The sequence below is a fragment of the Streptomyces sp. NPDC094034 genome, assembly GCF_040303865.1.
In the GTDB taxonomy this organism is placed as follows: domain Bacteria; phylum Actinomycetota; class Actinomycetes; order Streptomycetales; family Streptomycetaceae; genus Streptomyces.
In genome coordinates this window covers 91440-108197 of the sequence record NZ_JBEOUD010000007.1, presented here as the reverse complement: position 1 = coordinate 108197, position 16758 = coordinate 91440, and the positions used below count along the sequence as shown (strand labels likewise).

The window sequence follows — 16758 nt, the reverse complement described above, 5'->3', positions numbered from 1 at the left end:
ACTCCCCGGAGGCCCGCTCCTATGCGTCTGTCCCGAGGCATCCCGGTTCTCGCCGCTCTCGCCGCCCTTGTGATGGGGCTGTCCTCCATTGGCCCCGCCGGAGCGGTGGGCGCGGCGCCACCGGACCGCGCGGACGCGCACTGCGCCCGGCAGCACCGGCTGGATGTGCCGGGAGCCGACCACCAGCGGACCGCGTGTCTGGCGGATCTCACGACGACGGCGCTCGCCGGCACTCCGTACACCGATCCCGCCGACCAGGCGGGACTGTCCGCGGCGGGGACGGAGAGGCCCTCCGGGGTGCCGGGGGACCAGATCGACGGGTACTTCCCCGACGACTCGCGCTCCAACGCCACCCACGGCTGGCGGCACGACGCCCAGTTCGTGATCAGGCTGCCCGACAAGTGGAACGGCGGCCTCGTCGTCACGGGCGCGCCCGGCAACCGCAGGCAGTACTCCACGGACGTCCTGATCTCCGACGCCGTGCTGGCGCGCGGATATGCCTACGCGGCCACGGACAAGGGCAATACGGGTACCGACTTCTTCACGGACGGCGAACGGCCGGGTGACGCCGTCGCCGAATGGAACAGCCGGGTCACCGAGCTGACGCGCGCCGCCAAGAAGGCCGTACAGCAGCGTTACGGGCACGGGCCGCGCCATACGTATATGACGGGCATCTCCAACGGCGGATATCTGACCCGCTGGCAGTTGGAGAACCATCCCGCGCTGTACGACGGAGGTGTGGACTGGGAAGGCACGCTCTGGACCACCCGCGGGCCCAATCCCCTGACGAGTCTGCCGGTCACCGTCGCCCGGAGCCTCGGCACGGCGGACGACGACGATCTCCTCGCGGCCGGGTTCGCGGACGGCTCCCAGTTTCTCTGGCCGTACCACCAGACGGCGTACTGGGGACTGACCCAGAAGATCTTCCGCGCGGAGTTCGACCCGTCGTACGACCCCAAGTGCCCGGGGGCGTCGGCCGGTTCGGGGCCCGAGGAGATCTTCGCCGCGTGTCCCTCCGACGCCGCCTACGACTACGCCTCCCGCCCCTCGTCCGTCCATCGCGCCGTCGCGAAGGTCGCGCTGACCGGACGGATCGGCAAGCCCATGATCACGCTCCACGGTGATCTGGACTCGCTGCTGCCGATCGCCACCGACTCGGATGTGTACACGCGCATGATCGACGACCGGGGCCGCGGCCGGCTGCACCGCTATTACACCGTCGAGAACGGCACGCACACCGATGGCCTCTACGACACCTATCCGGACAGGCTGCGGCCGATCCTGCCCTGCTACCGCTCGGCGTTCACGGCCCTCACGGCCTGGGTGGAGGACGGGACGGCCCCGCCCGCGGACCGTACGATCCGGCGGCCCGCGAGTGGTGATGTGGTCAATTCCTGCGCGCTGGACTGAAGCGCGGCCGGCCGGTGACGTCGGCTGTGCTCACGGTGCTCACTGTGCTCAGGTGGCCGACGCCGTCGGACAGGACGACGATGGAGGCATCAGCGGGCATCACGGGCATGAGCGCGTATCAGCGTGTCCGCGCGCGGGGGATCCGAGGCTCCGGAGGAAGACATGGTGACGACGGAAGCCCGCCGGGGAGCCGGCATGTGGCCGCGGTTGCGGCTCGCCGAGTGGGCCGAGACGCGCGACACGCTGCACATGTGGACACAGATCGTCGGGAAGGTCCGGCTGGCACACGCCCCGCTGCTCAACCACTGGTGGCAGGTGACGTTCTACGTCAGCCCACGGGGGTTGACCACCTCGGCCATTCCCCACGACTCGGGTGCCTTCGACATCGAGTTCGACTTCATCGACCACGTGCTGAGTCTGCGTACGAGCGAGGGCGGCGCCCGGCGCATCGCCTTGGAGTCCATGCCGGTGGCGGACTTCCACGCCCGTGTTCTGCGGGCCCTGGCGGAGTTGGACGTCCCCACCACGATCCAGGGGCATCCGAACGAGGTCGAGCCGGCGATCCCGTTCGCGGAGGACTTCTCGCACCATACGTACGACCCGCGGGGCGCCCACCTCTTCTGGCGCCAGCTTCTCCAGGCCAACCGGGTGCTCGGCGAGTTCCGCAGCTACTTCGTCGGCAAGGTCAGCCCGGTCCACTTCTTCTGGGGTGCCATGGACCTGGCCTGCACCCGGTTCTCCGGACGAGGCGCCCCCCGCCACCCCGGTGGCGCGCCGAACTGCGGTGACTGGGTCATGGAAGAGGGCTACTCACACGAGCTGAGCAGTTGTGGTTTCTGGCCCGGCGGCGGTGACGAGGGGGCCTTCTACTCGTACGCCTACCCCGAACCCGACGGATTCGCCGAGAGCGCCGTCACCCCCGCCGAGGCGTTCTACAGCCGGGAGAACGGCCAGTTCCTGCTGCCGTACGAGGCGGTGCGCACCGCTTCCGAACCCGATCGGACGCTGCTGGGCTTTCTGCGCGGTACCTACGAGGCCGCCGCCGAGCGGGGCGGATGGGACCGGGCGGCTCTGGAGGAGGACCCGGCCCGCTGGAGCCGACACAGGTAGCACCACGCTCCGGACTCCTCTCCTCTCTTCTCTTCTCTTCTCTCTTACCGCCGTTGGGGCGGATTCGTGTGGGCGGAATGTGTGGTGCGCCGGTGTATCGGGGTTCGTTCCCTAATCTCCGGTTGTTCCCCTCCCGTGCTCCGGGCCATGACCCCGGAGCACGACATGCCGCCCCTAGGGAGAGAGTTGTGACTCGGTCGCGTTCCAGGCTCACCTGGCTCGTCGTCGGCCTGGTGTTCGCCGCGGCCTGGCTGGCCGGCTGCGGCGGCTCGGTGTCCGAGCGGGTGACCCGGGTCAACGAAGGGCCGTTGCCCGGGGCGTCGCAGGCCGAGCGGACAGGGAAGGGCGAGCCGCTGCGGAATCCCCCGCAGATGGTGAGCCACAACGGAGTCCTGCGCACCACCGTTGTCGTCGAACGGCAGAAGGTGCTGGTGGGAGACCGTCGGCTGTGGGGCCTCACCTACAACGGCCGCTATATGCCGCCCACTCTCCGCGTCAAGCCCGGCGACCGCATCGAACTGGCGATGGTGAACCGGGTCACGGAGAAGGTGCAGGGCGTGACGAAGGACACCAATCTGCATGTGCACGGGCTCCATGTCTCACCGCGCCGGCCCGCCGACGACATCTTTCTCTCCATCAAGCCGGGCACGACGTACCACTACTCGTACCAACTGCCGCGCGACATCACACCGGGCACCTACTGGTACCACTCACACATCGACATGTACTCCGCCGGGCAGGTCGCCGGCGGGCAGTCGGGCCTCATCATCATCGACGGACTGCGGACGTATCTGCCGCCGTCCCTGAAGAACATCACAGAACGTGTCATCGCCCTGAAGGACAACCAGATCCAGGGCGACGCGATCAAGGTCAATCCGCTGAGCATCCAGGCGAAGACCAACCGAACCGTCAACGGCCAGCAGAATCCGGTCATCGGCATCCGTCCCGGTGAGACCCAGCTGTGGCGGCTCGCCAATATCGGCGCGAACATCTACTACAAGCTGCGTCTGCCGGGCGCCACCTTCCATGTCATCGCCCAGGACGGCTATCCCGTCCAACGGGTCTACGCCGCTCAGACGCTGCTCATCCCGGCCGCCGCGCGGTTCGACGTCCTGGTACAGGGAGGCAAGGCGGGCACCGCCCAGCTGGAGACCCTTCCGTTCGACACCGGGCCGGCCGGGAACACCTTCCCTCAGGTGAATCTCGCCAGCGTGGTCACCGGCGGAACTCCCGTGACTCCGGCCGCGATCCCCACCACCTTCGCGCCCGGCGAAGATCTCGCCAAGGCCACCATCGCCGACCGGAAGAATCTGGTGTATACGGAGACGGCCACCCCGGAGCGGTATTACATCAACGGCCGGTATTACGACCCCCATCGGATCGACTTCACCTCCCGCCTCAACACGGTGGAGGAATGGACTGTCCGCAACGACACGGAGGAGGACCATTCCTTCCATCTCCACACCAACCACTTCCAGTTGATGAGTGTCAACGGAAAGGCCACCGATCCCGGCCACCGCTGGTACGAGACGGTGAATGTCATCCGGGGCCAGTCCATCGTGTTCCGCGTCCACTTCACGGATTTCACCGGCAGGACGGTGGCGCACTGCCATCTCCTCAACCACGAGGACAAGGGCATGATGTCCGTGCTGGACATCGTCGACGGTCCGGGCGCCAAGGCCGGTTCCCGCCCGCCGAAGTCAGGGTGACCGGGCCCGCCGAAGTCAGGGTGACCGGGGTGCCCGGGGCGCCGCGTGGTCCACAAGGTTCGCGTGCGGTACGAATTCCGCGCGCAGGGCATCGGAGCGGTTGTTCAGCTCCGGCGACGGGATCATGGTGCCGAGCGAGTTGTACGAGCCGAACTTGATCGGGTTGCCGGGGACCTGGAAGCCGCCGACGTCCTTGACCATGCCGCGTACCTTGATCTGCTCCAGCCTCCGGGTGTCATCGACGTTGAGGATCAGGCTGACCGGGATGCCCGCGTCCTCCAGCCGATCGTGCCAGGCGGCGGCGGTGTCGGTCCGCAGCACTTCTTCCATGGCCGTTTTGAGGGCGGCCTGGTTGTCCATCCGGTCGACGTTCGTGGCGAAGCGCGCGTCGGTGGCCAGTTCGGGCTTGCCGAGGGTTTCGGCGAGGATGCCGAAGAGATGGTCATTGCCGACGCAGATCGCCACGAGCTGGTCGGAGCAGCTGAACGTGTCGAACGGCGCCATGGACGGGTGGCGGTTCGCGATGCGCCGCGGGCGCTTGTGTACACCGAGCGCGTCCATGAGGCCCTGCTCCAGGGTGGCGAACGTGGCGTCGAGCATGGCCACATCGACGGTGGTGCCCTTGCCGGTGCGTTCCCTGGCCGCCAGGGCGGTGACCACACCGCAGTAGCCGAAGATGCCGCCCAGGATGTCGGATATGGAGGTGCCGACCCTGGTGGGGCCCCCGTCGGGCTCGCCGGTGGCGTCCATGATGCCGGAGACGGCCTGGATGACGGTGTCGTAGGCCGCCTGCATGTGCAGCGGCCCGTACTGGCCGAAGCCGGAGATGGAACAGACGATCAGCCGCGGGTGCTCCTGGACGAGCTTGGCCGGGTCGAGGCCGAGCCTGGCCATGACGCCGGGGCGGAAGTTCTCCACCACGACATCGGCTTCGGCGATCATCGACTCGACCAGGGCGTGGTCGCCGGGGTCCTTGAGGTCGAGGGCGATGCTCTCTTTCCCGAGGTTGGCGAACCGGTAGTACTCCGAGGTGCCGTCAGGGGCGAACGGGCCCATCTGGCGGGTGTCGTCGCCGGTCCCTGGCCGCTCGATCTTGATGATCCGCGCGCCGGCGTCGGCGAGCATCCGCGTACAGGTAGGCCCGGCCAGGACGCGGGTGAAGTCCACGACCGTGATGTGCTCCAGGGCGTGCGGCTTGCTCGCGTCCAGGTGCTCGTCCGGGGTGGCGGCACCGTGCGTGGTCTTCTCGGTCATGGTGTTTCCTCCCGGTCCGGTGTCCTGGTCAGAGCGCCGACTGCACGGAACTGCTGGTGTTCATGCTGGTCAGGTGGCCGGACTCGGTGCCGGCCGTCGGGTCGGTGACGGCGTTGATCAGGGCCGGTTTGCCGGAGTGCAGCGCGGCACGCAGCGCGTGGCCGAGCTCGTCCGGGGTGTCGGCCTGATACCCGATGCCGCCGAAGGCCGTGATGAGCTTGTCGTAGCGGCTGGAGTGCAGCAGCACCGTGGGCGCGGGGTCGGCCGAGTACGTGTTCACCTCGTCGCCCTTGTAGACACCGCCGTTGTTGAACACGACCGTGACGATCGGCAGGTGGTAGCGGCAGATCGTTTCGAGCTCCATGCCGCTGAACCCGAACGCGCTGTCGCCCTCCACGGCCACCACCGGCTTGCCGGACTCGACGGCGGCGGCGATGGCGTAGCCCATGCCGACACCCATGACGCCCCAGGTGCCGGAGTCGAGCCGGTGCCGCGGCTCGTACATCGGCACGATGTCGCGGCCGAAGTCGAGTGTGTTGGCGCCTTCATTGATCAGGTACGCGTCGCGGTGGTCGTCCAGTACGTCGCGGATCGCGCGCAGCGCGGTCGAGAAGTTCATCGGTGTCGCGTCGGCGTCGAGCCTGGCCCGCATCTTCGCCACGTTCTGCGCCGTCCGGTCCCTGATCGCGTCCCACCAGGCGGTCGGCACGGCGAACTGGCCGGGCCGCGCGGCCCGGGTGAACGCGGCCATGACGGAGGCGATGTCCCCGACCACCGGAGCCGCGATCGGCCGGTTGCTGTCGATCTCCATCGGCTCGGCGTCGACCTGGATGAACTTCGCCGCCGCGGACCAGCGCGGTGGCTGGCCGTGCGCGAGCAGCCAGTTCAGCCGGGCGCCGAGCAGCATCACCACATCGGCCTGTCCGAGTACCAGGGACCGGGCCGCCGCCGCCGACTGCGGATGGTCGTCGGGCAGCAGCCCCTTGGCCATCGACATCGGCAGGAACGGGGCGCCAGTTGTCTCGACGAACGAGCGAACGGCCTGGTCGGCCCTGGCGTAGGCGGCCCCCTTGCCGAGGACGATCAGCGGACGCTCGGCGCCCGCGAACAGATCCAGGGCCCGGGTGACGGATTCGGGTGCGGGAATCTGCCTGGGCGCCGGGTCGACCGCCTGGAACAGCGACGCCCGGCCCTCCTCGGCCGAGATGGTGTCACTGAGCACCGCGGCCGGCAGATCGAGATACACCCCGCCGGGCCGGCCGGACACGGCGGCGCGAAGGGCGCGGGCGACACCGAGACCGATGTCCTGCGGCCGGTCCACCCGGAACGCGGCCTTCACGAAGGGCTTGGCCGCGTTGAGTTGGTCGAGTTCCTCGTAATCGCCCTGCTGAAGGTCGATGACACTGCGTTCGCTCGACCCGCTGATCTGGATCATCGGGAAGCAGTTGGTGGTGGCGTTGGCCAGCGCCACCAGCCCGTTGAGGAACCCCGGCGCGGACACCGTCAGACAGATGCCCGGCCGGCCGGTCAGGAATCCGGCCGCGGCCGCGGCGTGGCCGGCGTCCTGCTCCTGCCGGAACCCTATGTAGCGAATCCCCTTGGACTGCGCTGTGCGGGCCAGGTCGGTGACCGGAATGCCGACCACCCCGTACATGGTGTCGACCCCGTTGGCCTGCAACGCGTCGACTGTGAGTGTGAAACCGTCGGTGATCGCGACATCCGGACGCGTCATTGTGCCGGCAGAGTTCGGTGCCATAGTTGGCTCCTGTTCTGGCTTTCTTTTTTGTTCGCGCGTTTTCCCGGGAAACTCCCCGCCGAGCCTGCCGGCCGGGGTCGGGCCGAATTCACCGAGACCTGCCGACTGTTCCCCCGCCCTGTGGGTCGCGTCGCTCCGCTCCGCACAACTCGCCAGAGCATTGACGCGCGGGTCCGGCATCGGCTCCCCATCATCACAAGGTTAGCGCCGCGACCTCATCCGCGCTTTTCGCCACTTTTCGCGGAAATTGAGTGCTCCACCGGTCGCCCGCTGGGATGGGAGGCTTTATCGTGGCCCGCCGCGTCAGCCCCGTGACTCCAGCCGCCCCTTGTTCTGGAGGATGTAGAGGGCGGCCAGGGACGGGGCGATGAGCACCCCGGCGGCGCCGGCCACGGAGGCCAGCACCCAGAGCGTGGGCGTCGGCGCCGCCGCCTCGGCGATCGTCAGATGCGTGCCCAGCAGATACGGGTACTGCGCGACGCCCCAGCCGCACACGACCGTCGCCACGGCCAGCGCGGCCAGCATGCGCAGGGCGAGGGGGTTCTCACGTCCGAGCAGGAACAGACTGAGCAGCCCGCACAGCGCCGAGATGACGAGCAGCGGCAGACCGCGGTGGCTCAACTGGTGGAACAGCCGCGGGGAGTCGACCTGGAGCAGGAAGACGCCCGCCAGGCAGATCACCCCGGTGACGATCCCCGCGAGCTGCGCGCGTCGGCGGAACCACGCTTCGAGCCGCGGGCTCCCGTTCTGCCGTGCGGCGGCGGTCAGATACACCGCGGCGAGGTAGGCGCACACCGATACGGCCAGCACCCCGCCGAGGACGGAGGTGGGGTTGTTCCAGCTTCCGACCGGATCTCCGTTTCCGGCGGTGGGTACCCGGCCCGACGCGATGGCACCGGCCACGCTGCCGAAGCAGTAGGGGGTGAGCACCGAGGACAGCGCGAACGTCGCCCCGTAGATCCGCTGTTCGGGCGTGCGCATCGACGCCTTGCGGAAGGCGAAGCCCGCGCCGCGCAGGACGATTCCCAGCACGGCGATGCCCAAGGGGAGGTAGAGCGTCGTGGTGATGGCCGCGAACGCGAGGGGGAAAGCGCTCCACAGCATGACGAGGCAGTAGATCAGCCAGGTGTGGTTGGCCTCCCAGACAGGGCCGATCGACACGTCGATCAGCCGGCGGGCCCTGTTGCCGCGCGCCGCTCCGCCGGCGGTCAGGTCCCAGAAGCCGGCGCCGAAGTCCGCTCCGCCGAAGAGCGCGTAGGCGATGACACCGATGAACAGCAGGACCGCGATGGCGTCACTCATGGGCGCCGGCCTTCCCCGTGTGCGCGTCGGTCAGTGGCCGGCTGGGACCGTAGGGTACGTCCAGCCCCTCGTCCTCCCCCTCGCCCCCGCCGGCTCTCCAGCGTCTGGTCAGGGAGCGCAGGATCAGCACGGCGCCGGTGCCCACCGCGAGGTAGATGGCGAGGGCGGCGGCGAAGAACGGCCAGAGATTGCCCTGTGTGGTCACGGCGTCCTTGGTGAGCAGCAGGCCGACCACCGTCCACGGCTGCCGCCCCACTTCGGTGGTCACCCAGCCGGCCTCCAGGCACACCACGGCGACGACCCCGCTGACGGCGGCGCAGCGCAGGAACCACCGGTTGGTGGGCACCCGCCGCCGGCGCCACAGCAGCCAGGCGAACCAGAGGACCAGGAGGAGCAGCAGACTGGCCGTTCCCACCATGATGTCGAACGCGAGATGGACCACGCTGACCGCGCTGTCGGAGGGCCGTACGGCGGGGTCGATCGCGTCGAGTCCGCGGATCTCCGTGGACGGACTGAAACCGGCGAGCAGCGAGGCCACGTCCGGAATCCGCAGGCCGTAGCGCACCTCGCCGTCCACGAGCACTCCGCCCAGCGTCTCGGGGACATGGCGGGCAGTGGCGGGCAGCAACTCGATCGCCGCGAACTTCGCCGGCTCGCTGTGGAACACCTGGCGTGCGACGACATCGCCGACATAGATCTGTACGGGCAGGATGACGCCGGCCACGACGAATCCGATGAGGAAGCCGAGCCGGTGGTAGTGGTCGCGGCGGCCCCTGAGCATGCCGACCGCGTAGACCGCGGCCACCGAGAAACCGGCGACGATATAGGCGGCGAGCAGCATGTGCACGCTCTCGAACCAGAAGGCGCCGTTGAAGAAGACCTCGGCCGGACGTACCCCCACGACACGGCCGTCGCGCAGGGTGATACCACCGGGCTGGTTCATCCAGCTGTTCGCCGCCACGACGGCGGCGGTGCCGCCCATGCTCGCCAGGACCACGGGTACGCCCGTCCAGAAGTGCACCCAGGGAGGGAGCCGCTTCCAGCCGTAGATGTAGATCGAGACGAAGATGGCTTCCAGGAAGAAGAAGATGCCTTCGATCGCGAACGGGAAACCGAACGCGGCGCCGTATCCACGCATCAGCCCCGGCCACAGGATGCCGAGTTCGAAGCTCAGCACCGTACCGGTGACCGCTCCCACGGCGAGCAGCACGGCCGCGACCTTCGACCAGCGCTGGGCGAGCAGCAGGGCCTGGTCGTCACCGTGCTTCAGACCCCGGTAGTTGGCGATGAGCATCAGGGCGGTGAGTGCCACTCCGAACGGCACCAGGATGATGTGGAAGCCGAGAGTGAAGGCCATCTGCTCCCGGGCGGGCAGCAACTGCGGCGGGTCACCGGCCGAGGCCGCGGCCCGCAGGAGAATCCCGGCGGCCTGTACGGAAGTTGGCATTCCTGCATCGTCCACGCAGGGGTTGGCGCGCCGGTCCGGCGACACGGACCGGCGGCGAGCGTCACCCGTTCAGACAGCCGTGTGGTGGTCGGCCGGTGCGGAGACGGCCGACCACCACGGGGGCGATTCGTTACCAGCGGTTGGCCAGGGTGCGTTTTTGCGCCGTGGCCGATGTGGTGCCGCCTGTGATCACGAAGCTTGAGCCCGGTTGCGTGACGATGTCGCCGTCGGCCGAGTTCGTGATGGTCACGTTCGTCAGGGTCGCGCCGCCGCGGGCGCCGCTCATGGCGAGGATGCCGGCGCCGTTGTTGGATTTGTCGATCTTGACGTTGCTGATGGCGACGCCCGCCATGGTGCCGCCGCCCGTTTTGAACTGGATGCCGTCGTAGGTCGAGTCGAGGATGTCGGTGTCACGGATCGTGACCCCGGGGATGTCCCTGCTCTGGGCGAAGAGGGTGATGGCGCCGAACTCCTGGTCCTCGTTCCAGAAGGCGCCGCCGGTGCGGTGCAGGGCGTTGTTGGCGATCAGGGTCTGCCCGGAGAAGGGCAGCGGGTCGTGGTCCGTGGCCAGCATGATGCCCGGGTAGTTGGCCGTGTCGTAGATCAGGTTGTTCTCGATCTTGTTGCCGTAGCCGCCGTAGACCGCGACGCCGTTCGCCCGCCAGGGCAGCTGGATCGTGTTGTTGATGAACTGGTTGTCGTGCGCGATGTCCGTCGACGGGTTCTTCACGTAGCGGTTGGCCCAGACCGCCAGGGCGTCGTCGCCTGTGGTGCGGAACGAGGAGTTGAAGACACGGGAGTTGCTGGTGCCGTTGGTGAAGTTGATGCCGTCCGCGTAGGTGTTGCGGATCCGCATCCCGCTGAACTGGAGGCCGTCGGCCGGGCCCCAGAGGTCCGGGATGTTGTCGTAGTCACGGCCGACCCACACGCCCACATTGGCGTGCTCGATCCAGACGTTGGAGATCTTGGTGTCCTTGCCGAAGCGGCCGTTGAGGCCGACTCCGCCCTCGGCGCCGCCGGGGCCGCCCCGGATGGTGCCGGAGCCGAAGATGGCGATGTCGGAGATCTGGGTGTTGTCGTCGATGTCGAAGCCGAAGTTGCCCTCGTGCGGGTGGTTGATGCTGCCGACCGCCTGGTGCGGCTCGGTCAGGGTGTAGAGCTGGGAGTGCCACATTCCCGCGCCGCGGATCGTGACATCGCTGATGCCCACCTGGTTGTACTGCCCGCGGTCGAGCGGGTCGTCGGTGAGGATCTTCTTCTCCTGCCGCCACTGCCCCGCCGGGATCCATACGCACGCGATGGCGCCCTCCTGGTCGGCCGTCACCGCCCGCTGGATGGCGGCCGTGTCGTCGATCCCGTCGTCCGGCACCGCGCCGTACTCCGTGATCGAGGTGCACTCGGCCGGCTTGGCCGACGGGGGCGCCACCTGCTCCAGATCGATCAGGTCGATGATGTAGAAGGCGGCGGAGTCGGCGGCGTCGCGCTGGAGCCGGAACTTGGTGCCGACCGGATAGGTCGTCGGCAGCAGTGCGTGCGACTCGTCGAACAGTCGGCGGGCATCGGCCTGGGGCGTGTTGGTCAGCGCCTCGGGGCCGTCGGTGTTGCCGTACAGCCAGCTGTGCTTCGACGAGAGGGTCAGCTTCCTGACGAAGGTGTCGTTGACGTAGAGGCTGATGGTGGCTTCGGCGCCGCCGCCGTTCGGCGCGTCGGGGATGGAGTTGCGCACGACGATCGAGTTCGACGGGTTGGTCGAGGTGAACTCGACGAACTGGCCGGTGGAGTTGAGCCGTACCGACTTGCGGCCCGAGGACTCGGTGGCGAAGTTGGTGTGCCCGAAGGTGCGCAGCGGGTCGGTCTCCAGCAGGGTGCCCTGGTAGCGGGCGGCCTCGGCCTCGTACTCGACGTACGGGACGGCCGCTCCGCGTCCGACGACGATCGACCGCGAGAACGTGTTGTTGGTCTCGTTGGTCTCGGTGACGACGTTCGTGGCGTCGGCGGTGGCGACGATCGTGGCTCCGCCGTTGGTGGCGGTCCAGGTGCCGTTGACGTTCACATTGGCCGTCGCGCCCGCCGCGATCGCCGGGGTGTTGGTGTTGAGCGTGGTGCCGCCGACCGCCACCCGGGTGACCGTGGTGGCGCCGGAGCTGGTGGTCCCCCGGTTCTTCACCGCGACGGTGAAGCTGACCGCCGCTCCGACGGCCGGGTTCGCGGGGCTGGATTCGACGCCGAGCACCTGAAGGTCGGGGCCGGGGCTCTGCCCGACGACCAGGTCCGAGGCCGCGGTGAAGCTGTTGTTGTCGTTGTCCTGCTCGATGATCGTGTCGGTCGGGTCCACCAGCGCCGTGACATGGTACGTGCCCGCCGCGCGCTTGCCGATGTCGACCGGGACGGTGGCCGAGGCCCCCGCGCCGAGGGCGGGCACCGGCGCGCTGCCCGCGACCACGCCGCCCAGGCTGACGTTCACGGTGGTCGCGCCGGCGGCGGCCGTTCCCGTGTTCCGTACCGTCGCGTTCACCTTGATCGTGTCGCTCTCCACGGGGGAGGCGGGGGTCCACGACAGGGCGCTGACGGTCAGGTCCGGGTTGGGTGCCGGGGTCCCGATCACCTGGAGTTCCGCGACCTGTCCGCCGGGAGCGCCGGTGTTGCCGAAGAACTGGAGCTGGAGGTCCGCGGCGCGTCCGGTGACCGGGATCGTGACCGTGTTCTGGTTCGACGCCGGGTTGAAGACGTGGTCGGCGCGGGCCACGAGTGAGGTGAAGCCGGTCGCCGCCTGGTCGCGGCCGAGTACCTGGAGGTTCTGGGTACGGGTGCCCCATATCGGGTCGGGGTTGAGCTTGATGACGACCGAGGTGATGTCGGCGTTGGCGCCGAGCTTCACCGTCAGCGTCGACGGGTGGCCCGCGGCCTCCCAATAGGTGCCGGCATTGCCGTCGTTGGCGTTGCGCGCGACATACGTGAAAACCGTCGACGACGCCTCGATCGGCTTGCCGCTGGCCAGATCGGCGGCGGCAGCGGCACGGGCGCCGCCGCTGGGCCGTTCGGCCGCCTGGGCGGTGCCGGAGCCGGCGGCCGAGACGGGCAGGAGCCCGACGGTGATCAGGCCGGCGACGACCGCGCCGATGATCAGCCGTCGGCGGGGCTGTTTCCGTTTCATGGTGTCCTCTGTTCTGTCGGAACGAGAGAGCCTGTCGGAACGAGAGAACGGACAGCCCGCTGGACTGGGCCGGCCGTACGGCGCGCGGGACCCGCGTCACGCGCCACGCGGGTGCGTGCGGTCCGAAACGGAGCGGCGCGGTGGCAGCAGGCGGGGGCGGGTCCCTGCCGCGAAGCCGCACATGACGTAGCAAGCGAAGTTGCACGGTGAGCGCAAAGAAATTGAGCTAGTTATCAATATTTTTGCGAGTCACAGGCTGCAATCATGTCATGTGTTTGTCAACGCTTCTCGCACGCCTGCCGAGTTTTTGGCGCGCCGAGGCCGCACCGGTGCGGGACGACCGCTCGGGCGGGCTGTGGTCGCCCGCGGCGAAATGGTTGTACGGAAACAGTGTGAAGATCACGCTTTTTCTTCCGTGCCGTCATGTGGTGAGATGGCGCGCCCGCGCATACTTCTGCGCCGCGTCAACAGGGGGAGGTACGACGTGACGTCGCGTCGGATCTGGCTCACGGCCGGTATCACAGCTGTCGGTGTCTCGGGAGTGCTCGCCTTCCAGGGCATGTCCGGAGGGCTCGGGTTTCCCGGTTCCTCGGACGCCGAGGACGGCCAGAGCTCGGGGCCGGTGAGTACGGACGTCCGGGCGGCGGATCTGCGGCCTCAGGACGACGGCCGCGGCGCCGCGCTCTCGCGGCGCGACACCGATCGGTTCAGCATGCTGGGTGTCACCTGGAACGATCCGAGTGCCCGTGTGTCCGCCAAGGTCGAGGCACGTACCCGCGCCGTGGGCTCCGGCGCGTGGTCCCGCTGGCTGGTGCTCGACGGCGACAGCGGACAGGGTGAGAGCGCCGCCGAGCGCGGCGGGACCGAGCCCGCGTGGGTGGGGCCCTCCGACGGTGTCGAGGTACGTGTCACCAGCGGCGGGCACACCTCGGCGCGGCTGCCCGCCGGCCTCAGCCTCGCCATGATCGACACGGACAGCGGCAATGACGGCGGCGCTGACGGCGGTGATGGCGGCGAGGACCTGGCCATGGCGCCCGTCGGGTTCGCCGCCGACGATCCCGTCATCCCGTCGCCGGGTGAGACCTCGGACGCCCCCGCTCCCACCGGCGGGCCCAGCACCGTACCCACGGACGGTACGGACCACTCGACCCCGCCAACCCCGGACGGGACTCCGGGAGATACCCCGGGCGGCGACCCCTCGACCGCACCGCCGCCCACCCCGGAACCCCCGGGCACCACAGGACCCTCGACGCCCCCGGCGTCCACTCCGGCACCGACTCCGACGGTCAGCATCCCCACCGCGCCGCCGTCGACCGCGCCGCGCCCGCCGATCACCTCACGGGCCGGCTGGGGAGCCGACGAGTCGATCAGCCCTGAGGAGCCCGGCTATCTGCCGGACGGCCGGATCAAGGCGGTCACCGTGCACCACACCGCCGAGAGCAACACCTACACCTGCGCCCAGGCCCCGGCCGTGGTGCGCGGCGTGTACGCGTACCACGTGAAGGAACTGGGCTGGAAGGACATCGGCTACAACTTCCTGGTCGACAAGTGCGGCACGGTCTACGAAGGCCGCAAGGGCGGCGTCGACCGGCCCGTACAGGGCGCGCACGCCTACGGCTTCAACTCCGAGACGACCGGCATCTCCGTCCTCGGCACCTACACCGACGCCGCGCCGTCGCAGGCCGCCATGGTCTCGGTCGCCCGTATCGCCGCCTGGAAGCTGGGCCAGTACGGGGTGAACCCGGCCGGCACCGCCACCCTCACCGCGGGTGACAGCGGACGGAGCTACAGCGGCAAGACCTGGGCCAAGGGCGCGCAGATCGCCTTCCCGGCCATCCACGGACACCGCGACGGTTACAACACGCAGTGCCCCGGCGACGCCTTCTACGGCCAACTGGCCACCATCCGGTCCTGGGCGGCGGGGCCCGCCACCGGACTGGCCGTCACATCCGTCACCGGCGCGGGCCTGGCGGGATCGACGTACTACACCAAGGCCGCCGTCACCGCGAACTGGTCGACGGCCACGCCCTCGGCGCTGATCACCAAGAACGAACTGCTGGTCGACGGCAAGGTGGCCGCGAGCGTGTCCGGCGCCACGACCTCCGCGAAGGTGACGCTCGCGGCCGGCAGCCACAAGGTCGCCGTCCGCGCCGTCCATCAGTCCGGCAAGACCGCCACCAGCGCGTCGGCGACCGTCGTCGCGGAGACCACGGCCCCGGCCTTCACCACCAAACCGGCGCTCGCCCTGCGCGCCGGCCTGGTCAACACCACCGCCGTTCCGCTGACGTTGAGCTGGAAGGCGGCCGACAGCGCGGCGCTCAAGGAAGTCCGGCTGACCGCCCCGGTCGCCAAGACGTACGGTCCGACCACCACGAGCGCGGCGCACACCGCCAAGTCCGGTGCGGCGACGACCTGGTCGATGACCGCGTACGACCAGGCCGGCAACACCGCGGCCGCGTCGGTGGCCGGCACCCCGGTGATCGTCCAGGAGAGCTCGGCGGCCAGGACCGGCTCCTGGACCACCAAGTCGTCCACCAGCTACCTGGGCGGCAAGTCATACACCAGCTCGACCAAGAACGCCTCCCTCAGCTGGACCTTCACCGGTCGCTCGGTGGCATGGGTGGTCTCCCGGGCGTCGACCTCCGGGCAGGCGTATGTCTACCTCGACGGGACGAAGGTGGCGACGGTCGACCTCAAGTCGTCCACCACCAAGTACCGGGACGCGATCTTCACCAAGAGCTGGGCGTCCAGCGCCAAGCACACGATCAAGATCGTCGTGGTCGGCACCGCCGGCCGTCCCGCCCTCACGACCGACGGCATCGTCTACCTCAAGTAGCAAGCAAAAACAACAAGCACAAGGAACGAGCAGCACGTACTCAGTGACACCTGACATCCCGGCCGGCGCCGTTCGTCGGCCGGGATGCTTGCTTTCCCCGGTCCGGTGAAACATTTCCGCTGGGCCACCGCGTCAGTGGAGTGAGGGGGCGGGCGGGGGGAGCCGGCGCCACGGGATACGGGGGACCGGGGGACCATGAGACGCACGGGACTGCTGGGGCGTGTGGGCGGCGGCGAGCGGTCGGGGACCTCCCGGGCCGACGACTTCAGGGAGTTCGCCGCCGCCCGTACGAACCAGCTCTTCCGCTCCGCCTCTCTGTTGACCGGCGGCGACACCCATCTCGCCGAGGATCTGGTGCAGGAGACCCTCGGCCGGATGTACGCGCTGTGGGGGCGCGTCTCCCGGATCGACAACCCGGCCGGGTACGCGCAGACCGTCCTCGTCCGTACCTTCCTCACGCATCAGCGGCGTCGCTCGGCGACCGAACGACCCCTCGGGGAGCTCCCCGAGTCGGCCCAGTTCCTCGGGGACGATGTCGACCTGCGGATCGCGCTGCTCGACGCGCTGGGGCGGCTGGCGGCCAAGGACCGTGCCGTGGTGGTGCTGCGGTACTGGGAGGACCGCAGCGTCGAGGAGACCGCCGACGCCATGCGGGTCAGCTCCGCCGCCGTACGCACCAGATCGGTGCGGGCGCTCGCGAAGCTACGCGTTCAACTGGGCGACAGATTCGCCGAGTTGGCCGATCGCTGAGTCCCTGCCCCGAGGGGGCTCGGCACTGAT

General features: G+C 69.1%; 10 protein-coding genes. 5 read left to right on the top strand and 5 right to left on the bottom strand.

Going from position 1 to position 16758, the window contains the following annotated elements:
- The first annotated feature begins 21 nt into the window (after positions 1–21).
- The 3 genes from ABTZ59_RS09415 to ABTZ59_RS09405 all read left to right on the top strand — a co-directional run bounded on the left by ABTZ59_RS09415 (position 22) and on the right by ABTZ59_RS09405 (position 4229).
- A complete protein-coding gene (locus ABTZ59_RS09415; protein ID WP_351393225.1) occupies positions 22–1410 on the top strand; it encodes a tannase/feruloyl esterase family alpha/beta hydrolase in 1389 nt (462 codons plus the stop codon).
- A 162-nt stretch (positions 1411–1572) separates the two neighbouring features.
- Complete coding sequence (locus ABTZ59_RS09410; protein ID WP_351393222.1) at positions 1573–2520, top strand: DUF5996 family protein; 948 nt, start codon at positions 1573–1575, stop codon at positions 2518–2520.
- Between the two features lie 188 nt (positions 2521–2708).
- Positions 2709–4229 (top strand): multicopper oxidase family protein, encoded by a 1521-nt coding sequence (locus tag ABTZ59_RS09405; RefSeq protein ID WP_351393219.1) that lies wholly within the window; start codon positions 2709–2711, stop codon positions 4227–4229.
- 15 nt (positions 4230–4244) lie between these two features.
- Here ABTZ59_RS09405 and ABTZ59_RS09400 read toward each other — a convergent pair whose 3' ends face one another.
- From ABTZ59_RS09400 to ABTZ59_RS09380, 5 genes are all read right to left on the bottom strand, one after another.
- Positions 4245–5483 (bottom strand): CaiB/BaiF CoA transferase family protein, encoded by a 1239-nt coding sequence (locus tag ABTZ59_RS09400; protein WP_351393216.1) that lies wholly within the window; start codon positions 5481–5483, stop codon positions 4245–4247.
- 28 nt (positions 5484–5511) lie between these two features.
- The gene (oxc, locus tag ABTZ59_RS09395; RefSeq protein WP_351393213.1) at positions 5512–7239 is read right to left on the bottom strand and encodes an oxalyl-CoA decarboxylase; all 1728 of its coding nucleotides are present in this window, start codon (positions 7237–7239) and stop codon (positions 5512–5514) included.
- Positions 7240–7542: 303 nt separating this feature from the next.
- On the bottom strand, positions 7543–8541 hold the full coding sequence (locus ABTZ59_RS09390; RefSeq protein WP_351393210.1) for a cytochrome d ubiquinol oxidase subunit II: 999 nt from the start codon (positions 8539–8541) through the stop codon (positions 7543–7545).
- Positions 8534–9988: a cytochrome ubiquinol oxidase subunit I gene (locus ABTZ59_RS09385; RefSeq protein WP_351393207.1), complete on the bottom strand. Its 1455-nt coding sequence runs from the start codon at positions 9986–9988 to the stop codon at positions 8534–8536. Before ABTZ59_RS09385 ends, ABTZ59_RS09390 begins: the two co-directional genes overlap by 8 nt.
- 130 nt (positions 9989–10118) lie before the next feature.
- Positions 10119–13142 carry a CARDB domain-containing protein gene (locus ABTZ59_RS09380; RefSeq protein ID WP_351393204.1) on the bottom strand — a complete coding sequence of 1008 codons (3024 nt, stop codon included), beginning with the start codon at positions 13140–13142 and terminating at the stop codon, positions 10119–10121.
- A gap of 433 nt (positions 13143–13575) precedes the next feature.
- Between ABTZ59_RS09380 and ABTZ59_RS09375 the strand changes: the two genes are divergently transcribed.
- On the top strand, positions 13576–15978 hold the full coding sequence (locus tag ABTZ59_RS09375) for a peptidoglycan recognition protein family protein (protein WP_503002468.1): 2403 nt from the start codon (positions 13576–13578) through the stop codon (positions 15976–15978).
- 195 nt (positions 15979–16173) lie between these two features.
- Positions 16174–16728, top strand: coding sequence for a SigE family RNA polymerase sigma factor (locus ABTZ59_RS09370; RefSeq protein ID WP_351393201.1), 555 nt, complete (start codon positions 16174–16176; stop codon positions 16726–16728).
- Positions 16729–16758: the final 30 nt, after the last annotated feature.